This window comes from Streptomyces sp. NPDC050549 (genome assembly GCF_040655035.1).
In the GTDB taxonomy this organism is placed as follows: Bacteria; Actinomycetota; Actinomycetes; order Streptomycetales; family Streptomycetaceae; genus Streptomyces.
The window spans coordinates 16590-39007 of sequence record NZ_JBFAJD010000053.1 but is presented as its reverse complement, the minus strand read 5'-3'; the positions used below and the strand labels follow the sequence as shown (position 1 = coordinate 39007).

Here is a 22418-nt window from a genome sequence, read left to right as displayed (position 1 = left end):
TTCCGTGACAGCGAAGTCCGCAGCCGCGGCAGCACGGGCCACCGTGTACGGCTACCCCCGTCAGGGACAGGGCCGGGAACTGAAGAAGGCCGTCGAAGGCTACTGGAAGGGCTCCGTCGACGCCGACGCCCTCCGGGCCACCGCCGCCGAACTGCGCCGCACCAACTGGCGGCAGCTCGCCGAGGCCGGCATCCACGAAGTGCCGACCGGCGACTTCTCGTACTACGACCACGTCCTGGACACCAGCGTCATGGTCGGCGCGATCCCCGCCCGCCACCGCGCCGCCGTCGGACTCGACCCGTTGGACGGGTACTTCGCGATGGCGCGCGGCACGCAGGGCGTGGCGCCGCTGGAGATGACGAAGTGGTTCGACACCAACTACCACTATCTGGTGCCCGAGTTGGGGCCCGACACAGTCTTCGCCGCCGACTCCGGCAAGCAGGTCGGCGAATTCCGTGAGGCCCTCGCGCTGGGCCTCACGGCCCGCCCGGTGCTCGTCGGCCCCATCACCTACCTCCTGCTCGCCAAGCCAGCGCCCGGCGTCGCCCCGGACTTCGATCCGCTGACGCTGCTGGACCGGCTGCTGCCCGTGTACGCCGAGGTGCTGGCGGATCTGCGGGCGGCGGGCGCGGAGTGGGCGCAGCTGGACGAGCCCGCGCTCGTGCAGGACCGGACCCCGGCCGAACTGAACGCCGCCGAGCGTGCCTACCGTGAGCTCGGGGCGCTCGCCGATCGGCCGAAGCTGCTGGTCGCCTCCTACTTCGACCGGCTCGGCGACGCGTTGCCGGTGCTGGCGAAGGCTCCGGTGGAGGGGCTGGCGCTCGACTTCACCGAGGCCGCCGCCGCCAACCTGGACGCACTGGCCGCGGTGGGCGGGCTGCCCGGCAAGCGGCTGGTCGCCGGGGTGGTCGACGGCCGCAACATCTGGCGCAACGATCTCACCAAGTCCCTTGCCGTACTGGGCACGTCGCTCGGTCTCGCCGACCGGGTCGACGTGGCGGCCTCCTGCTCGCTGCTGCACGTCCCGCTCGACGCCGCCGCCGAACGGGACATCGAACCGCAGATCCTGCGCTGGCTCGCGTTCGCGCGTCAGAAGACACGTGAGGTCGTCACGCTCGCCAAGGCCCTGGCCCAGGGGACCGACAGCATCTCCGCCCAACTGGCCGCGAACCGGGCCGACCTGGCCTCCCGCGCGGGCTCCCCGATCACCCGGGACCCCGCCGTACGGGCGCGTACCGCCGCCGTCACCGAGGCCGACGCCCGCCGCTCCCAGCCGTACGGCGAACGGACCACCGCCCAGCGGGCGCGCCTCGGGCTCCCGCTGCTGCCGACCACCACGATCGGCTCCTTCCCGCAGACCGCCGAACTGCGCACCGCCCGCGCGGACTTGAGGAAGAACCGGATCGACACGGACGGGTACGAGGAGCGCATCAGGGCGGAGATCGGCGAGGTGATCTCCTTCCAGGAGAAGACCGGCCTCGACGTCCTGGTGCACGGCGAACCCGAACGCAACGACATGGTCCAGTACTTCGCCGAGCAGCTCACCGGCTACCTCGCCACGCAGCACGGCTGGGTGCAGTCCTACGGCACCCGTTACGTCCGGCCGCCGATCCTGGCCGGGGACATCTCCCGCCCCGAGCCGATGACGGTCCGCTGGACGGCATACGCCCAGTCCCTCACCTCGCGACCGGTCAAGGGCATGCTCACCGGGCCGGTCACCATGCTCGCCTGGTCCTTCGTCCGCGACGACCAGCCGCTCGGCGACACCGCCCGGCAGGTCGCCCTCGCCCTGCGCGACGAGGTCGACGACCTTGAAGCGGCGGGGACTTCGGTCGTCCAGGTCGACGAGCCGGCGCTGCGCGAGACGCTGCCGCTGCGCGCGGCGGACCGGGAGGCGTATCTCTCCTGGGCGACGGAGGCGTTCCGGCTCACCACCTCCGGGGTCCGGCCGGACACGCAGATCCACACGCACATGTGCTACGCCGAGTTCGGCGACATCGTGCAGGCCATCGACGATCTCGACGCGGACGTCATCAGTCTGGAGGCGGCCCGTTCGCACATGCAGGTGGCCGGCGAGCTGGCCGGGCACGGTTATCCGCGTGAGGCCGGACCCGGCGTGTACGACATCCACTCGCCGCGGGTCCCGGACGCGGACGAGGCGGCGGCCCTGCTGCGCAAGGGACTTGAGGCCATTCCGCCGGAGCGGCTGTGGGTCAATCCCGACTGCGGTCTGAAGACCCGCGGCTGGCCCGAGACCCGCGCGTCCCTGGAGAGCCTGGTCGCGGCGGCACGTACGGTCCGTGAGGAACTGGCCGGCTCCTGACCCGAAGGCCCGAAGGCGGGGGCGGCCGGGCAGGTGTCCGCCCGGCCGCCCCCGTCGTGCGGTTTACGCGAGACGATGTTCCGTACAGCCAGGAGAACCGGAGCGAGCGAGTGACCATCCGTATCACCTTGATCTCACCGGCGTTGAACCGGTCCCTGCGGGAGGCCCGGTTCGACGAGGGCAGTCCGCTCGACCCGCGCGGCCGGGCCTGCGCCGAGTCCGCCGCCGGTTCGCTCGGGGCGGCCGACCGGGTACTGGTCTCCCCCACGGCGCGCTGCCGGGAGACGGCGTCCGCCCTCGGTCTCGCGGCCGTGCCGGAGCCGGAGTTGGCGGGGCTCGACATGGGCCGCTGGCGGGGCCTGACCCTCGACGAGGTGATGGCGCGGGAACCGGACGCGGTGTTGTCCTGGCTGTCGGACCGGGACGCGGCGCCCCACGGCGGGGAGTCGGTGGGGGCGCTGTGCGAGCGGGCGGCCGGGTGGCTGGAGGAGACGGCGACGTTCGGGGGCAGGACCCTCGCGGTCGTGGAGCAGGAGCTCGTACGGGCCCTGGCGGTCACGATCCTCGGCGCGCCCGGACCGGCCTTCTGGCGGCTCGACGTGCCCCCGCTGACCGCGACCGACCTCAGCGGGCAGTCCGGGCGATGGAACCTGCGGCTCGGACGGGAGCTGGGGGCCGAGGGCCGCTGACGCGATTACGGGGGTCGTCCCTCCGAGCATCTTCGACCGACTATACACACCGTATATACTCAGTATGTATAGTCTGGACATGCCATCTCTGAGGTCTCTGGACAAGAAGAGGAAAAGAACCCGGGCCGGGTTGCGTGCCGTCGGCATGTTTGTGGCGGTCGCCTCGCTGGGCCTTGCGTCGAGCGGATGCACCAAGCTCGACACGACCGCGCCCGCCGCCGCCCGGACGCATGACGTGTCGGCGACCGCGCAGGCCCGTTTCGGGACCGTCGACTGCCGTGAGGCGAAGTGCATCGCGCTGACCTTCGACGCCGGGCCGAGCGAGAACTCGGCGCGACTGCTGGACATCCTGAAGGAGAAGCAGGTCCCGGCGACCTTCTTCCTGCTCGGCAAGGGGCACATCGCCAAGTACCCGGAGCTGGTCAAGCGCATGGCCGCCGAGGGGCACGAGGTGGCCAGCCACACCTGGGACCACAAGATCCTGACCCGGATAAAGCCGGCCCAGATACGCGGCGAACTGGAACGCACGGACGACGCGATAGAGCGGATAACCGGGAAGAAGCCGACGCTGATGCGTCCGCCGCAGGGCCGCACCGACGACACCGTGCACAAGATCTGCCGAGAACTGGGCCTGGCGGAGGTCCTGTGGAGCGTGACCGCCAAGGACTACACGACCACCGACTCCGCCCTCATCACCAAGCGCGTCCTCGCCCAGGCCACCCGGGACGGGATCATCCTGCTGCACGACCTGTACCGGGGCACCGTGCCCGCCGTCCCCGGCATCATCGACGCGCTGAAGGCACGCGGGTACGTGTTCGTGACCGTGCCGCAGCTGCTGGCGCCCGGGAAGGCGGAGCCGGGGAAGGTCTACCGGCCCTGAGTCACCAGGTCAGATGCAGGGCGTACGGGGAACGGTGGATCATCGTGGGCCGCATGGTGACCGGACGATCCGCTGCGAGCCGCAGTCCGGGCAGTCGACGGGTCAACTCCTCCAGGGTGAGCCGGAGTTGCTCCCGGGCGAGCTGGGAGCCCGGGCAGCCGTGCACGCCGAGGCCGAAGGCGAGGTGGCGGGCGGCGGGAGAGCGGGTGATGTCGAAGGTGTCGGCGTGCGGGTGGCGCCGCTCGTCCCGGTTGGCCGCGCCGAAGGCGACGAACAGCGTTGCCCCGGCGGGGAGTTCGGTACCGGCGAGGACGACCGGCCGGGTGGTGATTCTGCGGAAGCCCTGCAGTGCGGTGTCGTAGCGGGCCGCCTCCTCGATGGCCGCGGGGATGCGCTCGGGTTCGGCGCACAGCAGCTCCCACTGGCGCGGGTGGCGGAGCAGATGCAGGACGGTGGTGCCGATGAGCGCGGTGGTGGTGAGGTGGCCGGCGATCAGCAAGTTCTGCAGATCGGCGACGAGTTGATGCCGGTGGTCCAGGGTGAGCGGCCCCTCTGCGACGGAGGCGACCAGCTCCGAGCAGAGGTCCTCGCGGGGCTGGTCGTAGCGCTCCCGTACGTACCGGTCGAGAGTGTGCTGCATCGCGACGACGTCCTGGGCCGCGGCGACCTGCTCGGCCTCCTCCAGGGGGCGGAACAGCAACTCCTCGGCGCGGTGGCCGCCATGGACGACTCCGGGCACGTCGGCGGGGTCGAGGCCGACGATCCGGCCGATCACCTCGCCGGGGAGCCTGCGGGCGTACGCCGACATCAGTTCTACGTGCCCGTCCTCGGCGAACGTGTCGACGAGGGCGGCGGCGCGCTCGGCGGCGTAGGGCAGGACGGCCGTGACGCGGGCCGGGGAGAGGCCGCGGACGACGGGCGCGCGCAGTCGCTGGTGCTCCGCGCCGTCCGCGGTGACGACGACCGGCCGCCCGCCGAAGCCGCCGCCGAGGACGGCGAGCGCGGCGGGCGACGGCAGCACGTCGGGCCGCAGCGCGACCGCCGAGGAGAAATCCTCGGGGCGGCGCAGGACTTCGCGGACGTCGGCGTCCCTGGCGATGAGCCAGGCGTCGAGTTCGGCGACGTGGGTGAGGCCCTCCGTCTGCCGGGCCCGGGTGTAGAGCGGGTACGGGTCGCGCTGCAACTCGTCGAGTCTGCCGTGCAGTTCGCGGTCCACGGGACACCCTCCGGCCGGTGGTGCGGTGCGGGTCGGGCTCATGGTGCCGTACGCGCGCCCGGTGCGGAAGGGAGCGTCCGGGCGGCGTCAGAACACCACGGTCCAGCCCTCCCGCGCGGCCTGGTCCGCCGTGTACGAGACACCGTGGACCTTGAGCCCCGCCGCGTCGAGGAGGGTGATCTCGCCGCCCTGGTTGCCGAGTTGGACGCCGACCGTGAGCGGGACGAGGAGCGGGGCACCGGCGGCGAGGGGGCCGGGGGCCGGTACCGCGCAGGAGTTGCCCAGCCGGTCCCGGACGTGCCAGCCGGTCAGGTCGACGGGGTCGGGCGAGGCGTTGAGGAGGATGACGCGCTCCGCCTCGGGTGCCGGGCCACGGGGGTTGACCAGGGCCGCCACGACCCGGACGGGCTGCCCGCCGGGCTCGTTGCGGTTGCCGTCGGTGCCCTCCAGGGTGTGGCCCGTGGAGTCGTCGGTGTGCCAGGACTGGCTCTGGAAGGCGAGGAAGATGCCCACCCAGCGCGACTGCGCCGGGAAGTGGATCAGGATGCCGCCGTCCTGCCAGACCCCGTCGTCGCCGCTGAAGCGACGGCTGTTGCCCTGGTTCATATGGATGTCGTGGACGCCGTTGCCCGGCAGGAAGCCGAACACCTTGTCCTTGACGGTCGGTTCGGGGCCGAAGCGCTCGCCGAACACGTACAGCCGGGCGTCCGGGTCGTCGACCGCGCGTCGTACGTAGTGGTCGAGGAGGTCGGCGAGGTCGTTGTCGGGGCCGCTCGCGTCCGGCGGGAGCGTGCGCAGCTGGGCCGGGTCGAAGAGGTTGCCGCGCACGAAGTCGAGGTTGGGGCCGCCGGGCCCGGGCAGCAGGGTGTTCCAGCCGCTCGGCAACCCCTCCACGCGGGCCGTGACCGGGTGCTGGAAGTCCTCGCTGACGAGGTACAGCAGCTCGGAGGGCTTCTCCTGGGACAGGACGTTGACGGCCGCGCGGTAGTGCGTGCCCGAGTCGTCCGTGAGGTGGCTCTGGTAGTGCGGTGTACCGGCGGCGCCCTCGCGCCGGGTGTCCACCGCGCGTGTGATCAGTACGCCGTAGGCCTTCAGTGGCATGACGACCGACTCCCCCTGTGGTGTACGTCTGCGTACCTATGAACCGCTCGGCCAAGGGTGTGAGCCCCCCGACGAAAGTACCGCCGACCGCGATGCGTTCTCTACGATCCCTGCATGGTCAACTTCCGCCTCGAACGCACGGCACCGCTCCCCCTCGAGGAGGCGTGGCGCCGGTTGACGGAGTGGCCGCGCCACGGCGATGTGGTCCCGCTGACCCGGGTCACCGTGCTCACTCCGCCGCCGACCGGTGAGGGCACGGTGTTCGTGGCCCGCTCCGGTCTGGGCCCACTCGCCTTCGACGACCGGATGGAGGTCACCGTGTGGCGGCCGCCGGCGGACGACGAACCGGGTCTCGTGCGGCTGGAGAAGCGGGGGCGGGTGGTCCTGGGCTGGGCGGAGATCGAGGTGCGGCCGGGACCGGGGGGCCGTAGCCGCGTGGTCTGGCAGGAGGAGCTGCGGGTGCGGTTCCTGCCGCGCCTGTTCGACGGGCCGCTGCGCTGGGCGGCGCGGTCGATGTTCGGGCGGGCGGTGAACGGGCTGCTGAGGCGGCCGTAGCGGGGTCTCGGTCGTGGCGGATTCAGTCCTTGCGGCCCGTCACCGCCACCGTCACGCCCAGGCCGATCATCGTGAGGCCGCCCGCGCCGCCGACCGCGGAGAGACGGCGGGGTGAGCGGGCGAACCAGTCGCGGGCGGTGGCGGCGACCAGACCCCACACGCTGTCGGAGAGCACGGCGATGAGGTTGAAGACGAGGCCGAGCAGCAGCATCTGGGCCGTCACATGGCCGCTTTCACGGTCCACGAACTGGGGCAGTACGGCGGCGAAGAACACGATCGTCTTGGGGTTGGCGACTCCGACGGCGAAGCCCTCCCAGAGGGTGCGCAGGCCGCTGCGTGGGGGCGCCCCCTCTCCGGCGAACGCGGCCCGCAGCAAACCGCGTTGCCGCCACGCCTTCACTCCGAGGTAGACGAGGTAGGCGGCGCCGGCGAGCTTGAGGGTCGTGAAGACGAGTACCGAGCGTTCCACCAGCGAGCCGATGCCGAGCGCGACGGCCACGACGAGGAGGCAGGCGCCGAGCGTGTTGCCCAGCACGGTGGTCAGCGCGGCACGGCGGCCGTGGGCCAGCGCCCGGCCGATCACGAACAGCACGCTGGGGCCGGGAACGATGATCAGCAGGAAGGACAGGACCGCGAAGGCGAGCAGTCGGTCGGTGGACACCATGGACCCATGGAAGGCGGGGGTACCCCGGGCTCGCAACCCATTTCCCGCTCGCCCGGCGTCGGTGCTCTCCCTCGACGCACAAGTCCGACACCCGCTGCTGCGCCAACCGGTTCGGCCGGCTGCCGGCCGTGAACGCGCGCACCGGCACGGTCCGCCGTCAGGCCACCGAACCGATCCGCCGGGCGGGCAGCGAGGTCGCGTCGTGGTGGATCGGGGTGTGTGCACCGGTGAGTGAAATCCCGCTGCCGCCACGCCTGTTGGCGACGATCTCGGAGGCGATCGACAGGGCCGTCTCCTCCGGAGTCCGGGCGCCGAGGTCGAGGCCGATCGGGGACCTCAGACGAGCCAACTCCAGTTCCGTGACGCCGACTTCGCGCAGCCGTTCGTTGCGGTCGAGGTGGGTGCGGCGGGAGCCCATCGCGCCGACGTACGCGACCGGGAGGCGCAGGGCGAGTCGGAGCAGCGGTACGTCGAACTTGGCGTCGTGGGTGAGGACGCACAGGACGGTACGGGCATCGACGTCCGTGCGCCCCAGGTACTTGTGCGGCCACTCGACGACGATCTCGTCGGCGTCGGGGAAACGGGCCCTGGTGGCGAAGACGGGGCGGGCGTCGCACACCGTCACCCGGTAGCCGAGGAACTTGCCGATGCGGACCAGCGCGGAGGCGAAGTCGATCGCGCCGAACACGATCATCCGGGGCGGCGGCACCGAGGACTCGACCAGGACGGTGAGCGGGGCCCCGCAGCGGGAGCCCTGCTCGCCGATCTCGACGGTGCCGGTGCGGCCCGCGTCCAGGTGGGCAGCGGCCTCGGCGGCGACCGTGCGGTCCAGTTCGGGGTGGGCGCCGAGGCCACCGTCGCAGGAGTGGGAGTACGAGTCGTCGGGGCGTACGGCGAGGGCGCGGCCGAGGAGTTCGGCCGGGCCTGAGACGATCCGGGCCAGCGCTGTCGCCCCGCCGCTCGCGGCGGCCGACAGCGCGGCGGCGACCGTAGGACGGGCGGGGTCCTCGGCCCGTACCGGTGTGACGAGGATGTCGATGACTCCGCCGCAGGTGAGGCCCACGGCGAAGGCGTCCTCGTCGCTGTAGCCGAAGCGCTCCAGGACGGTTTCGCCGTCCGTGAGGGCCTGTTGGCACAGGTCGTAGACCGCACCCTCCACGCAGCCCCCGGAGACCGAGCCGATCGCCGTGCCGTCGGTGTCCACCGCGAGGGCGGCACCCGGCTGGCGCGGGGCGCTGCCGCCGACGGCCACCACGGTGGCGACGGCGAAGTCGCGGCCCTGCTCGACCCACCGGTGCAGCTCTTCGGCGATGTCCAGCATCTCGGTCTCCTGATGGGGTTGCGGGGAAGGGGTGTTGGGGCAGCGGTCAGTGCACGCCGAGCCAGCCCTCGATCGGGTGGAGGGCGAAGTACACGAGGAAGATGACGGTCAGACCCCACATGAAGGCGCCGATCTCGCGCGCCTTGCCCTGGGCGGTCTTGATGGCGACGTACGAGATGACTCCCGCGGAGACGCCGGCGGTGATGCTGTAGGTGAAGGGCATCACCACGACGGTGAGGAAGACCGGGATCGCGGTCGCGCGGTCGGCCCAGTCCACGTGCCGGGCGTTCATCAGCATCATCGAGCCGATGACGACCAGGGCGGCGGACGCGACCTCCTGCGGGACGATCGCGGTGAGCGGGGTGAAGAAGAGGCAGGCGGCGAAGAACAGTCCGGTGACGACCGAGGCGAGGCCCGTTCGCGCACCTTCCCCGACTCCCGTCGCCGACTCGATGAAGACGGTCTGGCCCGAGCCGCCCGCGACACCGCCGATCGCGCCGCCGGCGCCGTCGATGAACAGCGCCTTGGACAGGCCCGGCATCCGGCCCTTGTCGTCGGCGAGCTCGGCCTCCGTGCCGACGCCGATGATGGTGGCCATCGCGTCGAAGAAGCCGGCCAGGACCAGCGTGAACACGATCATGCCGACCGTCATCGCGCCGACCTTGCCCCAACCGCCGAACTCCACATGGCCGAAGAGCGAGAAGTCCGGCATGGACACCGCGCTGCCGTGGAGTTCGGGGGCGGCGCCGCTCGCCCACTGCCTGGGGTCGATGACTCCGGCGGCGTTCAGGATCGCGGCGACGACCGTGCCGCTGATGATGCCGATGAGGATGGCGCCGGGCAGGTTGCGGGCCTGGAGCATGAAGATGAGGAGTAGGGTGCCGGCGAACAACAGGACGGGCCAGCCCGCGAGTTCGCCCGCCGGGCCGAGGGTGACCGGGGTCGCCCTGCCCTGGTGCACGAAGCCCGACTTGTAGAAGCCGATGAGCGCGATGAAGAGGCCGATGCCCATCGTGATGCCGTGTTTCAGCGCGAGCGGGATCGCGTTCATGATCATCTCGCGCAGGCCGGTGACGACGAGCAGCATGATGACCACGCCGTAGATCACGCACATGCCCATCGCCTGCGGCCAGGTCATCTGCGGGGCGACCTGCGAGGAGAGCACACCGGAGACGGAGAGTCCGGCAGCGAGGGCCAGCGGCACCTTGCCGGCGAAGCCCATCAGGAGCGTGGTGAGGGCCGCCGCGAACGCGGTCGCGGTGATCAGGCCCTTCTGGCCGAGCGTGTCCCCCGCCGCGTCCTTGCCGGACAGGATCAGGGGGTTGAGCAGCAGGATGTACGCCATCGCCATGAAGGTGGTGACTCCGCCGCGCACCTCGCGCGCGACGGTCGATCCGCGCCGGGAAATGTGGAAGTAACGGTCGAGCCAGGACCGGCCGGCCGGGACGCGGGTTCCTTCACCCGCGTCTTCGGCGGCTGTCCTGGGTTCCACTGACTGCTGGGTCATGGGGCCATCTCCCAAGGTTCACAGGGGCACCCGCCCGCCGCCTTCGGCGGCATGCGGGATTTGGGATGGACGACCCGGGGGACGGCCCGAGACGAACAAGGGGGACCCGGAGGGTCACATACCGGTGAGGTGCTCCGGGCGTACCGGTGTCCTGTTCAGTTCCAGTCCGGTCGCGTTCCGAATTGCCGCCAGTACGGCCGGAGTCGACGACAGGGTGGGTGCCTCGCCGATGCCGCGCAGCCCGTACGGGGCGTGCTCGTCGGCGAGTTCGAGCACGTCGACCGGGATGGTCGGCGTGTCGAGAATGGTGGGGATCAGGTAGTCCGTGAAGGACGGGTTCCTGACCTTGGCGGTCTTGGGGTCGACGATGATCTCCTCCATGACCGCGATGCCGAGACCCTGGGTCGTACCGCCCTGGATCTGGCCGATGACGGACAGCGGGTTGAGCGCCTTGCCGACGTCCTGCGCGCAGGCCAGCTCGATCACCTTGACCAGGCCGAGTTCGGTGTCGACCTCGACGACGGCGCGGTGCGCGGCGAAGGTGTACTGGACATGGCCGAAGCCCTGTCCGGTACGGAGGTCGAAGGCCTCGGTCGGCCGGTGCCGCCACTCGGCCTCGATCTCGACGGCCTCGCCTTCGAGGACGTCGACCAGATCGGCGAGGACCTCACCGGCGTCGGTGACGACCTTGCCGCCCTCAAGGAGGAGTTCGGCGGTGGCCCAAGCGGGGTGGTACGTACCGAACTTGCGGCGGCCCATCTCCAGGACCTTCTCGCGGACCAGCTCGCAGGAGTTCTTGACGGCGCCGCCGGTGACGTACGTCTGCCGGGAGGCCGAGGTCGATCCCGCCGAACCCACCTGTGTGTCTGCCGGGTTGATCGTCACCTGGGTGACACCCAACTCGGTGCGGGCGATCTGCGCGTGGACGGTGACCCCTCCCTGGCCGACCTCCGCCATCGCGGTGTGTACGGTGGCCACCGCCTCGCCGCCGACAACCTCCATACGGACCTTGGCGGTCGAGTAGTCGTCGAAGCCCTCGGAGAAGCCGACGTTCTTGATGCCGACCGCGTAGCCGACCCCGCGTACGACGCCTTCGCCGTGCGTGGTGTTGGACAGACCGCCCGGCAACTGCCGTACGTCGGCGGCCTCTCCGGCCGCGAGCCACTGCTGCTCCGGCGGCATGGGCATCGCCTTGACGCGGCGCAGGAGTTCGGCGACCGGTGCCGGTGAGTCGACGACCTGTCCGGTCGGCATCACGGTGCCCTGTTCCATCGCGTTGAGCTGACGGAACGCGACCCGGTCCATGCCCACCTTGTCGGCGAGCTTGTCCATCTGGGCCTCGTAGGCGAAGCACGCCTGGACCGCGCCGAAGCCGCGCATCGCGCCGCAGGGCGGGTTGTTGGTGTAGAGCGCGACGGCCTCGATGTCGACGTTGTCGATGACGTACGGGCCGGCGCCGAGCGAGGAGGCGTTTCCTACGACCGCCGGGGACGCGGACGCGTAGGCGCCGCCGTCCAGGACGATGCGGGCCTTGAGGTGGGTGAGCTTGCCGTCCTTCGTGGCGCCGTGCTCGTAGTGGAGCTTGGCGGGGTGGCGGTGGACGTGCCCGAAGAAGGACTCGAAGCGGTTGTAGACGATCTTCACGGGTTTGCCGGTGCGCAGGGCCAGCAGGCAGGCGTGGATCTGCATCGACAGGTCCTCGCGTCCGCCGAACGCGCCGCCGACACCGGAGAGCGTCATCCGGACCTTGTCCTCGGGCAGGCCGAGCACGGGCGCGATCTGGCGCAGGTCGGAGTGGAGCCACTGGGTGGCGATGTAGAGGTCGACGCCGCCGTCCTCGGCCGGGACCGCGAGCCCGGACTCCGGGCCCAGGAACGCCTGGTCCTGCATGCCGAAGGTGTACTCGCCCTCGACGATGAAGTCGGCGCGCTCGCGGGCCGATTCGACGTCTCCCCGGACGATCGGCTGGCGATGCACGATGTTCGGGTGCGGGACATGCCCGATGTGGTGGTCGTCGCGGTTCTCGTGGACGAGGATCGCATCCGGCGCGGTCGCGGACGACTCGTCGGTGATGACCGGGAGTTCGCGGTACTCGACCTTGATCTTCGCGGCTGCGCGGCGCGCGGTCTCCGGGTGGTCGGCGGCGACGATCGCGACCGGCTCGCCGTGGTGGCGGACCTTGCCGTGCGCGAGGACCGGGGTGTCCTGGATCTCCAGGCCGTAGTTCTTCACGTCGGTCGGCAGGTCGTCGTAGGTCATGACGGCGTAGACGCCCGGGGTCTTCAGCGCCTCGACCGTGTCGATGGAGACGATCTCGGCGTGTGCGACGGTGGAGCGCAGGATCTGGCCCCAGAGCATGTCCTCGTGCCACATGTCGGAGGAGTACGCGAACTCGCCGGTGACCTTGAGGGTGCCGTCCGGGCGGAGCGTGGACTCGCCGATGCCGCCCTTGGTCTGAGAACCCTGGGTGACCTTGGTGGGAGTGCCGATGGGGGTGCCTTTGACGGACATGTCAGACCGCCTCTCCCTGCCGGGCGGCCGCCAGGCGCACCGCGTCCATGATCTTCTCGTAGCCGGTGCAGCGGCACAGGTTGCCCGAGAGCGCCTCGCGGATGTCCGCGTCGGTCGGGTTCGGGTTGTGCTCCAGCATCTCGTCGGCGGCGACGAGGAGACCGGGGGTGCAGAAGCCGCACTGGACGGCGCCCGCGTCGATGAACGCCTGCTGGATGGGGGCGAGTTGGGTGCCTTCGCCGGTCTGGGAGTCCGTTGGCTTCGCTTGCCAGCCCTTGGCCTCGTCAAGTGAAGTACCGCAGGCGGCAGTTCCGCAACTCCCGTGCTCCGCGCGCTGCTTGGCGTAGTCCGCGAGCCCCTCGACGGTGACGACCTCGCGGCCCTCGACCTGCCCGGCGGCGACCAGGCACGAACACACCGGAACGCCGTCCAGCCGGACCGTGCAGGAACCGCACTCGCCCTGCTCGCACGCGTTCTTCGAACCCGGCAGGCCCATCCGCTCCCGCAGCACGTACAGCAGGGACTCGCCCTCCCACACGTCGTCCGCTTCCTGCGGGCGGCCGTTGACCGTGAAATTGACGCGCATCAGGCGACGCTCCCCTTCTCATTGGTCCGGCCGTCGGTGCCGCGATAGGACTCCCAGGTCCACGTCAGGGTGCGGCGGGCCATGATGCCGACCGCGTGGCGGCGGTAGCTCGCGGTGCCCCGGACGTCGTCGATGGGGTTGCAGGCGGCGGAGCACAGGTCCGCGAACTGCTTGGCGACCGACGGGGTGATGATCCGGCCGTTGTCCCAGAAGCCGCCCTCGTCGAGCGCCGCGTTCAGGAATTCCTCGGCCGCCTTCGCCCGGACGGGTGTCGGCGCGGCCGAGCCGATGCCGGTGCGGACCGTGCGGGTGGCGGGGTGCAGGGCGAGTCCGAAGGCGCAGACGGCGATGACCATGGCGTTGCGGGTGCCGACCTTGGAGTACTGCTGCGGGCCGTCCGCCTTCTTGATGTGGACGGCCCTGATCAGCTCGTCGGGCGCGAGCGCGTTGCGCTTCACGCCGGTGTAGAACTCGTCGATCGGGATGAGCCGGGTGCCGCGCACCGACTCGGCCTCGACCTCGGCGCCGGCCGCGAGGAGCGCGGGGTGGGCGTCGCCGGCCGGGGAGGCGGTGCCGAGGTTGCCGCCGACGCCGCCGCGGTTGCGGATCTGCGGGGAGGCGACGGTGTGCGAGGCGAGGGAGAGGCCCGGCAGTTCGGTGCGCAGGTGCTCCATGATCCGGGTGTACGGGACCGAGGCCCCGAGCCGCACGCTGTCCGCGCCGACCTCCCACTCGTAGAGATCGCCGACGCGGTTCAGGTCGAGCAGGTACTCGGGCCGGCGGTGGTCGAAGTTGATCTCGACCATCACATCGGTGCCGCCCGCGATCGGTACTGCGGTGGGGTGCTCGGCCTTCGCGGCGAGCGCCTCCTCCCAGCTTGCGGGGCGAAGGAAGTCCATGACCGGCTCTCTTCTTCGTCTCGTGGATCGTACGGATCAAGCCAGTTCGTGTGCGGCGGGCCCGGCTCGTTCATGCGCTGTCAATGCAGCGTGGGGTCAGTACACAGGGCCGTGCTCCCCTGGGTCAGTCACGGAAACCATGAAGGAGTTGGCTGGCCAGCGCGGGCATCTTGTAGATTCGTATGAACGGAGGCCATCAGTAACCCCTCCGATTCCCTGTGGAAACGTGGGAAACAGCCCCGCACCCACAGCACCTCTTGGTTCATCGTAGTTTTCTAGACAAAGAACGGCGGCGACGGCGATGCGGCTGCGCGCACTTCTGGACACCGATGCGCTGGGGCTGCGGCTGCTCGGCGGCGCGGACGAGCTGGACCGCACGGTACGCGGGGTGATGACCACCGACCTGCGGGACCCCAGCCGCTACCTGTCGGGGGGCGAACTGGTCCTGACCGGTCTGGCCTGGCGCCGGAGCGCGTCCGACTCCGAGCCGTTCGTACGGCTCCTGGTGTCCGCCGGGGTGGCCGCGCTGGCCGGCGGCGAGGCCGAGCTCGGCGACATCCCGGACGACCTCGTGGTGGCCTGCGCCAAGCACCGGCTGCCGCTGTTCGCGGTCAACGAGTCGGTGGCGTTCGCGACGATCACCGAGCATGTCGTCCGGCAGGTGTCGGGTGAGCGGGCCGGTGATCTGGCGGCCGTGGTGGACCGGCACCGCCGGATGATGACCTCGGGCCCGGCGGGCGGCGGCCCGGACGTGGTCCTGGACCTGCTGGGCTCCGACCTCGATCTGCGGGCGTGGGTGCTGTCACCGACCGGGCGGCTGATCGCGGGCTCGAAGGTGTCGGGGGCGGCGCTGCCCGCGGACGTGTGCGCCAAGCTGGCCGCCGAACACCTGGCCGCCGCCCGCACGGGCCGCCGGGGACCGCACCGGCTGGCGCTGGGGGCGTCGACGTACTCCCTGTTCCCGATCCGCAGCAGCGGGCGGTCCCCGCAGGGCTCGCGGGACGTGCGCGAGACGGTGCTGTCGGACTGGCTGCTGGCGGTCGAGGCGGACGCCGGGGACTGGCCCGACGAGCGGCTGGACCTGCTGCAGGGCGTCACGCAGCTGATCGCGGTCGAGCGGGACCGGCGGGACGCGGCGCGCACGGTCCGCAGACGGCTCGCGCAGGAGGTCCTCGAACTGGTCCAGACGGGTGCCGCGCCGCCCGAGATCGCCGCGCGGCTGCGGGTGGCCGCGCCGGTTCTGCTGCCCGGTCTCGGCGCGGCCCCGCACTGGCAGGTGGTGGTGGCCCGGGTCGAGTGGGACGGCGGCGACATCGAGGCCGGGCCGGTCGCCCAGTCGCTCCTGGAGGAGATCCTGGTCGACCCGCTGGCGACGGGCCCCGAACCCTCCGACCGGATCGCCGTGGCCCACTCGGGCGACGAGGCGATCGCGCTCGTACCGCTGCCCGCGGTGTCGGCGGAGCACGACGGCTCCGAGTCCGGGCTCCATGCGGACGTGCTCCTGGAGGCCGTACGGGATCCGCTGTCGGCCGGGCTCGACGACGACGGGCGGGTGACGCTCGGCGTGAGCGCGGCCGTGCACTCGGCCGAGGGGCTGCGCGGGGCGCTGGAGGAGGCGCGGCACGCGCGGCGGGTGGCCGCGGCGCGTGCGGGGCGGGTGTGTGCGGCGGGGCACCAGGAGCTGGCCTCGCACGTGCTGCTGCTGCCGTTCGTGCCGGACGACGTGCGGCGGGCGTTCACCGCGCGTCTCCTCGACCCGCTGCGCGACTACGACCGCAGGCACCGGGCGGAGCTGATCCCGACGCTTGAGGCGTTCCTGGAGTGCGACGGCTCGTGGACGCGCTGTGCGACCCGGCTGCACCTGCACGTCAACACGCTGCGCTACCGGGTCGGCAGGATCGAACAGTTGACGAGTCGGGACCTCTCGCGCCTTGAGGACAAGCTGGATTTCTTCCTGGCACTGCGGATGAGCTGACCCGGGGATCCCACGACTTTGTGAATTCTTTCACCCACCCTCTTGGCCGGGCCATGCGATCCGTGCTGAGATGCGGCCACCACTCAACAGCTCAATGGTGTGCTCGGGGAGGGCAACGTGGCGCATTCCGCCATGTCTGGGAACGGAACGACCGCTGGTGACGATCCCCTCCAGACCGCGGTGTGGCGGCTGCGCTCGCGGGCCTGCTGGGCCGACGCGGCGGCGCTGCTACGACCCGACACCGCGGCACCGGCCCTCCAGAGAACCTCGCTGCTCGTCGAGCGGTGCCTGTACACCGAGCAGGGCTGGGAAGAGGCCGAGGACGCGCTGCGTACGGCCGAGGCGCTGGCCCACAGTGACGACGAACGGGGCGCCGCCGCCTGCGAACGCGGACACCTCGCCTACGCGGCCACACTGCACGGGGTCCGCGACCGGGCCGACGAGGCGCGGGCCGCGCTCGGGCGGGCGGCCGCGCTGATCCCGCCGGGCGGCGGTGGGCGGGCGCTGCTGGACTTCCGGCGGGGGCTGCTCGCGGAGAACCTCGCGCGTTCGCCGCAGGCCGCGCGGGCCGCGTACCGGCGCGCCCACGCGGGGGCCGCCGACCACGCCGACCCGCTGCTGCTGTCGTTCACCTGGCGCCATCTGGCCGGACTCGCCCTGCGGGACGGGGAGTTGGCGGAGGCCCGGCACGGCTTCGCCGAATCGCTGCGGATCCGCGAGGAACTGGGCTACCTCGTCGGTACGGCCCCGGCCCTCGCCTCGCTCGCGGACGCCGAGGTCGAGCCGGAGGCGTCCCGGCTGCGCGAGGAGGCGCGGCGGCTGTTCCGGCTGCTCGGCGGTGTACCGACGTGGCTGGCACGGCAGTTGGCGGCGCCTGCGCCGGGGGCGGCGACGGCCTGAGCGGCAACTCAGAGGAACCTGAGAGCTTTCTGTGCGAGTCTGGCGCGCCCGATCACAGGAGGAGCGCCCCCGATGAGCCTCATCAACGGCCTGCCCGCACATGTCCTGCTCGTCCACTTCGTCGTCGTCCTCGTGCCGCTCAGCGCACTGGCACTGGTCGTCTGCGCGGTCTGGCCACAGGCTGCGCGGCGGCTCGGCGTGGCGCTTCCGCTGCTGGCGCTCGTCGCGCTGTTGAGCGTGCCCCTGACCACCCAGGCCGGGGAGTGGCTGGAGCAGCACGTCGGCAGCACCGCCCTGGTGCGCCGGCACGCCGAACTCGGCGACGGACTGGTGCCCTGGGCCGGCGGCGTGTTCCTGCTGGCGGCGGCGGTGTGGTGGACCGTGGGCCGCAAGCCCGCGCCGGAGACCGGTCCCCGGTCCGCGCCGGTCGGTCCGGTGATCCGGGTGGCGGCCGCCGTGCTCTCGGTCGCGGTGGCCGCGGGCGCCGTGGTCGACGTCTACCGCATCGGGGACTCCGGGGCGAAGGCCGCCTGGCAGAACGGCTTCTCGAAGACCGCCACCAGCGGCGAGGACCGTTAGCCGCTCAGGAGACTCCGGCGAAGTGCTCCCGCACGAGCGACTGCGCCGCGTCCCACTCCCCCGCGACCAACGCCTCCAGAAGCGCCAGGTGTTCGGCCGCGTCCGCCAGGAGGTCGGCCCGCCCGCGCGCGACGGGGCCGCCGGCCGGCGGCCACTGGGTACGGCGGTGCAGGTCCTCGGCGAGGTGGACGAGCTGTTCGTTGCCGGAGAGGGCGAGTACCGCGCGGTGGAAGGCCCGGTCGGACTCGGCGTAGGTCGCCCGGCACCCGGAGGACGCGGCGCGCACGGTCCCCTCGGCCAGCGGGCGCAGGTCGGCCCAGCGGGCGGTGGGCACCGTGCGGGCGAGCCGCAGCATCACGGGGACCTCGATCAGGGCACGGATCTCGGCCAGCTCGGCGAGTTCGCGGGCGCCCCGCTCGACGACGCGGAAACCCCGGTTCGGCACGACCTCGACGGCACCCTCGGTGGCAAGCTGCTGCATGGCCTCGCGCACGGGCGTGGCGGAGACACCGAACCGGTCGCCGAGCGCGGGCGCGGAGTAGACCTCGCCCGGGGTGAGTTCACCGCCGACGAGCGCGGTGCGCAGGGCGTCGAGTATCTGCCCGCGCACGGAGGGCCGCTGGAGGGCCTGCCGGGGTCGCGGGAACGGCGTCTCGCTGTGCGTGTGCTCGCCGCGCACGGCATCCGCGCCGTCCGCGAGGTCCCGGCCGCGGTCCACGTCGGCGGCGCGCGACTGCGACGGCACCCGGGATCCTCGGGTACGCGGGTCCGGTATGCCGGTCTCGGCGGAGCCCTGCGCGCCCTGCTTCACGGGTCCTCCTCCGGACGTGTCGGTACTTGGGGTCATTACGGCTGCTTGTTACTCGCCCGTCAAGCACCTTAGGCGCAGATCGGACTAGTTCAAATCCGATACCGGTTGGGTAAGGTAAGCCTTACATTTAAACCAACGGTGAATCGGTGGTCCCGGCATGCCCCTGACTTCTTCGGCCACAGCGGACGCGTACGCCCGCCTCACCGAGGTCATCCCCGGGCTCGCGATCACCGAACTCGCCCCGGGGCGGCCGCTTCCGGCCGGCGGCGGCTGGGCCCCGGCCACCGCGCTCGCCGAAGGCGGAGCGGACCTGGAGGCGTTCCTGGCCCGGGACCACACCCAGGTCCTGCGCGACCACGGCCGGCCGGGCCGCCCGGACGTGATAGCCACCTTCGGCCTGCACCGCTACGCCTGGCCGGTCTGCCTCCTGTTCACGGTCCCGTGGTTCCTGCACCGCCGCGTCCCCCGCCTCCCCGTGACCCACGTCTCCTACGACCGCACCGCCGCCGGCCTCGACCTGGGCCACCTGGTGGTCCGCACCGACTCCTTCGCCTGCCTGCCCGGCGACCCGGCGGCAGCGCTGCCCGGCGCCCGGGTGGTCGCCGGCGAGGAGGCGCTGCGCGCGGAGGTGCGGGCCGCGGTCGCCGAGCACATGGAGCCCGTACTCGCCGGCTTCGGGCCACGGATGCGGCGGCGGGGCCGCGCCCTGTGGGGCATGGCGACCGACGAGATCGTCGAGGGCCTCTGGTACGTCGCCGGCCTCATCGGCGAACAGCCGCGCGCCGTGCGCGAGTTGGAGGCGCTGCTGCCGGGCGCGACCAGGCCCTACGCAGGGGCGGCCGGGTTCCGTGAACTGACCGGCCCAAACGGGGAGTCGCTGCCCACCCGGGATCGGGTGAGCTGCTGCATGTACTACACGCTGGACGCGATGGACGCCTGCCCGACCTGTCCGCGCACCTGCGAGGCGAAGCGGGTCACCAAGCCGCTGGCCGCGACGGCGAGTTGAGGGACCCTCAGTGCGGGGCCCGATCCGGGGCCCGCTAAGATCGGCCGTGAACGGGACGCCCGCTCGGTTACAGGTGCTTCACAACTTCCTCACTTGTCGCAGGAACTTTCCGTGGAACCACCCGTACGGGTAGTCTTATTCGAACTCAACTCCCGCCCCTCAAGCGGCAGTTCGAGCAGAAAGCCGCCCTGGGCATCCCCTTGCACCTCCTTGGCGGCCTCTTGCCCCGAAAACGCCTGAGGGCCGTTGGGATTGGGCCACTATGGCGGGCGTTACGCCCTATCCCAATGCAAGGGACCCCAGATGAGACTGACCGACATATCGCTTAACTGGCTGCTTCCCGGCGCCGTACTGCTCCTGGGCATGCTGGCGGCGGTTGCGGTGCTCGCGCGGAGCAAGCGGTCCGGCGGGGAGCACGCGAAAGACGACTCGTGGGAGCGCACGGAGGAGCGCCGCAGGCGCAAGGAAGCCATATACGGCATCGCCTCCTACGTCCTTCTGTTCTGCTGTGCGGCGGTCGCCGCGGCACTCTCCTTCCACGGGCTGGTCGGCTTCGGCCAGGAGAACCTCGGCCTCACCGACGGCTGGGAGTACCTGGTCCCGTTCGGCCTCGACGGCGCGGCCATGTTCTGTTCCGTCCTCGCGGTCCGCGAGGCCAGCCACGGTGACGCGGCCCTCGGCTCCCGCATACTCGTATGGACGTTCGCGGCCGCGGCCGCCTGGTTCAACTGGGTGCACGCGCCCAGGGGTGTCGACCACGCGGGCGCTCCGCAGTTCTTCTCCGGCATGTCGCTGTCGGCCGCGGTTCTCTTCGACCGCGCCCTGAAGCAGACCCGTCGTGCCGCGCTGCGCGAGCAGGGTCTCGTGCCGCGTCCGCTGCCGCAGATCCGTATCGTCCGCTGGCTGCGGGCCCCCCGGGAGACCTACAGCGCCTGGTCGCTGATGCTCCTGGAGAACGTGCGCAGCCTGGACGAGGCGGTCGACGAGGTGCGCGAGGACAAGGCGAAGAAGGAAGAGACCCGACTGCGCCGCCGCGACCAGCAGCGGATCGAACGGGCCCAGCTCAAGGCCATAAGCCGGGGCCAGCGCGGCCTCATCGGCCGCCGGTCGCCGGAACCGCAGGCCCTGGAGCGCGGCTCCTCGCAGCCCTCCGCGGAGCCTGCTCTATCGACCGGAGAGCCGCTGCCGGTTCGCACGCGTCCCTCACTCCAGCCAGTCCGCGGGGCATCTGACCCGATATCCGTCGACCTCACTGCGGAGGACGACACCATGGCCCTGCCGCGGCTCGACTCCCTTGAGCGCAAACTCAAGGACCTGGAGCAGCAGTTCGGCTGAGATCCGGGACCACGAGGTCCGGGACCGGGCGACAACGGGACGGGGGCGGCATCCAACTGGACGCCGCCCCCGTCCCGTTGCTCATGCCGCGTCCGAATCGAGCTCGAACCAGACGGACTTGCCCACCTCGTGGGACGACACTCCCCAGGAGTCCGCGAGGGACTGCACCAGGACCAGGCCCCGCCCGTGCGTACCGTCGTCGGCGATCGGTGCGCGCAGTCTGGGCCTGCGGGCCACGAAGTCCCGTACCTCCACACGCAGTCCACGCGGCCCGACCGTCGCCGTCAGAACGGCGTCGTGGTCGGTGTGGATCAGCGCGTTGGTGACGAGTTCACTCGTGAGCAGCTCCGCTATCTCCGATCGTCCCGGCCTCCCCCAGTGCCGTAACAGTTCACGCAACGCCCTGCGTGCTTCGGGCACCGCCCGCAGGTCCGCGCGTCCGAGTCTGCGCCTCAGCTGAGGCGACTGCGCCGGTTCCATGGCGCTGCCGACCGTTTCCTCCACCGTTTTCGCCGAGGAGGCCCCGACCGCCATGGGACCGCCCCCTCGTGCTTGCCTCTTCATGACCCCCGCCTGCGCCGTTTTCCGGTTCCCCTCCTGCTCGAACATGTTCACGGGGATCCATGCCCTCGTGCGGAACGCGCCAGTCATGTCGAATCGTCAACGACCAGGTGTTCGGCCATGGTTGGGCCGAATCCGGCGGAGCGGAGGAATCGGGGGCATCGGCGTCCGCACGGTCGAACGGCCACCGTACGGAGCATGCGGCACGGGCGGACCGCTCGGGACGTTCCCCTCCACGAAGTCATGGTCTCCGGCGCCGGGACCAGACACCTCGTGCCGTCCTGACCACCGGCGATCGCACCGACTGCCGATGCCGGGCTGCCGATCCGGCCGTAGTCCGCGAAGGCGTGGGGCGGTTGGTCCCCCGACGGCCCACGCTTCACGAATCTGGCCGGAATCAGCCGCTCAGCAACCGCGAACAGCCCCTTGGCGAGGCCTACTTGCCGCCGATGCCCTTCGTCCCGATGTGGAAGATCCTGTGGGTCGTACGGGTCATGTCGACGACCAGTCTGGTGGTGTCGCCGCCGCCCCAGGTCAGGGTGATGGCGGCCTCGGTGTAGTCGGCGGTGCCGTTGTCGGTGACCTTCCAGCTGAGGGGCGTGTTCTGCGCCTGGAGGACACCGTCGGCGTGGTTCTTGTCCTCCCAGGCCGTCAGCTTCTTCAGGTAGGCGGGCGTGAGGTAGTACGCGCGCAGCTGCTGGGCGAGCTTGCCGCCGCCGCTGTCGAGGTCGCTCTCGGCGTCGATGTAGGCGCCGTAGAAGTCGGCGATGCGGGTGATGTTGTCGGACGGTGAGCCGCTGACGGTGCGCGGGCCGCCGGCGGAGGCCTGGGCCGCCACGCCCAGCCCGAGGGCGAGGGCGAGGCCGGCGGCGAGGGCGGTGCGGCGTGTGGCCTTCTTGCTGTTCACGTGGGTTCCCCGTTTCGGTTCGGTGCCGTGCTGTGTGGTCGCTCAGAGCTTCGGCGCCCGGCCCGGGCGACCGCAACGACCGACACCGAACC

Annotated in this window: 20 protein-coding genes; 9 read left to right on the top strand and 11 right to left on the bottom strand. The window is 71.5% G+C overall.

The features are described 5' to 3' along the window. Nucleotides 1-4 precede the first annotated feature (4 nt). The 3 genes from metE to AB0I51_RS43260 all read left to right on the top strand — a co-directional run bounded on the left by metE (nucleotide 5) and on the right by AB0I51_RS43260 (nucleotide 3892). Complete coding sequence (gene metE / locus AB0I51_RS43270) at nucleotides 5-2323, top strand: 5-methyltetrahydropteroyltriglutamate--homocysteine S-methyltransferase (RefSeq protein WP_362984158.1); 2319 nt, start codon at nucleotides 5-7, stop codon at nucleotides 2321-2323. 110 nt (nucleotides 2324-2433) lie between these two features. Next, nucleotides 2434-3012: a histidine phosphatase family protein gene (locus tag AB0I51_RS43265; protein WP_362984156.1), complete on the top strand. Its 579-nt coding sequence runs from the start codon at nucleotides 2434-2436 to the stop codon at nucleotides 3010-3012. Between the two features lie 145 nt (nucleotides 3013-3157). Then, entirely contained in the window at nucleotides 3158-3892 is a 735-nt protein-coding gene (locus AB0I51_RS43260; RefSeq protein ID WP_362984182.1) for a polysaccharide deacetylase family protein, read from the top strand. 1 nt (nucleotide 3893) lies between these two features. Here AB0I51_RS43260 and AB0I51_RS43255 read toward each other — a convergent pair whose 3' ends face one another. Both AB0I51_RS43255 and AB0I51_RS43250 read right to left on the bottom strand, forming a co-directional pair. Further along, nucleotides 3894-5108, bottom strand: a complete 1215-nt coding sequence (locus AB0I51_RS43255; protein ID WP_362984154.1) for a cytochrome P450 — start codon at nucleotides 5106-5108, stop codon at nucleotides 3894-3896. An 87-nt stretch (nucleotides 5109-5195) separates the two neighbouring features. Then, nucleotides 5196-6209: a DUF2278 family protein gene (locus AB0I51_RS43250; protein WP_362984152.1), complete on the bottom strand. Its 1014-nt coding sequence runs from the start codon at nucleotides 6207-6209 to the stop codon at nucleotides 5196-5198. Nucleotides 6210-6323: 114 nt separating this feature from the next. On the opposite strand from AB0I51_RS43250, the gene AB0I51_RS43245 reads away from it, so the two are divergent. Next, nucleotides 6324-6764, top strand: coding sequence for an SRPBCC family protein (locus tag AB0I51_RS43245; protein WP_362984150.1), 441 nt, complete (start codon nucleotides 6324-6326; stop codon nucleotides 6762-6764). A gap of 22 nt (nucleotides 6765-6786) precedes the next feature. On the opposite strand, the gene AB0I51_RS43240 is transcribed toward AB0I51_RS43245, so the two are convergent. The 6 genes from AB0I51_RS43240 to AB0I51_RS43215 all read right to left on the bottom strand — a co-directional run bounded on the left by AB0I51_RS43240 (nucleotide 6787) and on the right by AB0I51_RS43215 (nucleotide 14252). Then, nucleotides 6787-7428: a LysE family translocator gene (locus AB0I51_RS43240; RefSeq protein WP_362984148.1), complete on the bottom strand. Its 642-nt coding sequence runs from the start codon at nucleotides 7426-7428 to the stop codon at nucleotides 6787-6789. A 157-nt stretch (nucleotides 7429-7585) separates the two neighbouring features. Then, a complete protein-coding gene (locus AB0I51_RS43235) occupies nucleotides 7586-8749 on the bottom strand; it encodes an XdhC/CoxI family protein (RefSeq protein WP_362984146.1) in 1164 nt (387 codons plus the stop codon). A 46-nt stretch (nucleotides 8750-8795) separates the two neighbouring features. Further along, complete coding sequence (locus tag AB0I51_RS43230) at nucleotides 8796-10256, bottom strand: NCS2 family permease (RefSeq protein ID WP_362984144.1); 1461 nt, start codon at nucleotides 10254-10256, stop codon at nucleotides 8796-8798. A 114-nt stretch (nucleotides 10257-10370) separates the two neighbouring features. Continuing rightward, nucleotides 10371-12767, bottom strand: coding sequence for a molybdopterin cofactor-binding domain-containing protein (locus tag AB0I51_RS43225; protein ID WP_362984142.1), 2397 nt, complete (start codon nucleotides 12765-12767; stop codon nucleotides 10371-10373). A 1-nt stretch (nucleotide 12768) separates the two neighbouring features. Beyond that, nucleotides 12769-13353 carry a (2Fe-2S)-binding protein gene (locus tag AB0I51_RS43220; protein WP_362984140.1) on the bottom strand — a complete coding sequence of 195 codons (585 nt, stop codon included), beginning with the start codon at nucleotides 13351-13353 and terminating at the stop codon, nucleotides 12769-12771. Further along, entirely contained in the window at nucleotides 13353-14252 is a 900-nt protein-coding gene (locus tag AB0I51_RS43215; protein WP_362984138.1) for a xanthine dehydrogenase family protein subunit M, read from the bottom strand. Before AB0I51_RS43215 ends, AB0I51_RS43220 begins: the two co-directional genes overlap by 1 nt. A 301-nt stretch (nucleotides 14253-14553) precedes the next feature. Between AB0I51_RS43215 and AB0I51_RS43210 the strand changes: the two genes are divergently transcribed. The 3 genes from AB0I51_RS43210 (at nucleotide 14554) to AB0I51_RS43200 (ending at nucleotide 17706) form a co-directional block, all read left to right on the top strand. Next, nucleotides 14554-16227: a PucR family transcriptional regulator ligand-binding domain-containing protein gene (locus AB0I51_RS43210; protein ID WP_362984136.1), complete on the top strand. Its 1674-nt coding sequence runs from the start codon at nucleotides 14554-14556 to the stop codon at nucleotides 16225-16227. Nucleotides 16228-16344: 117 nt separating this feature from the next. Then, nucleotides 16345-17127 (top strand): hypothetical protein, encoded by a 783-nt coding sequence (locus AB0I51_RS43205; protein WP_362984135.1) that lies wholly within the window; start codon nucleotides 16345-16347, stop codon nucleotides 17125-17127. 72 nt (nucleotides 17128-17199) lie between these two features. Next, nucleotides 17200-17706 (top strand): DUF2231 domain-containing protein, encoded by a 507-nt coding sequence (locus tag AB0I51_RS43200; protein WP_362984133.1) that lies wholly within the window; start codon nucleotides 17200-17202, stop codon nucleotides 17704-17706. A 4-nt stretch (nucleotides 17707-17710) separates the two neighbouring features. Here the strand turns inward: AB0I51_RS43200 and AB0I51_RS43195 are convergent, their stop codons facing one another. Further along, a complete protein-coding gene (locus AB0I51_RS43195; RefSeq protein WP_362984131.1) occupies nucleotides 17711-18517 on the bottom strand; it encodes a GntR family transcriptional regulator in 807 nt (268 codons plus the stop codon). A 157-nt stretch (nucleotides 18518-18674) separates the two neighbouring features. Here AB0I51_RS43195 and AB0I51_RS43190 point away from each other — a divergent pair, with 157 nt between their 5' ends. Both AB0I51_RS43190 and AB0I51_RS43185 read left to right on the top strand, forming a co-directional pair. After that, nucleotides 18675-19523 (top strand): (2Fe-2S)-binding protein, encoded by an 849-nt coding sequence (locus AB0I51_RS43190; RefSeq protein WP_362984129.1) that lies wholly within the window; start codon nucleotides 18675-18677, stop codon nucleotides 19521-19523. Between the two features lie 303 nt (nucleotides 19524-19826). After that, nucleotides 19827-20858 carry a DUF2637 domain-containing protein gene (locus AB0I51_RS43185; RefSeq protein WP_362984127.1) on the top strand — a complete coding sequence of 344 codons (1032 nt, stop codon included), beginning with the start codon at nucleotides 19827-19829 and terminating at the stop codon, nucleotides 20856-20858. 81 nt (nucleotides 20859-20939) lie between these two features. On the opposite strand, the gene AB0I51_RS43180 is transcribed toward AB0I51_RS43185, so the two are convergent. Next, entirely contained in the window at nucleotides 20940-21338 is a 399-nt protein-coding gene (locus AB0I51_RS43180) for an ATP-binding protein (RefSeq protein ID WP_362984180.1), read from the bottom strand. A 517-nt stretch (nucleotides 21339-21855) separates the two neighbouring features. After that, a complete protein-coding gene (locus AB0I51_RS43175) occupies nucleotides 21856-22326 on the bottom strand; it encodes a hypothetical protein (RefSeq protein ID WP_362984125.1) in 471 nt (156 codons plus the stop codon). Nucleotides 22327-22418: the final 92 nt, after the last annotated feature.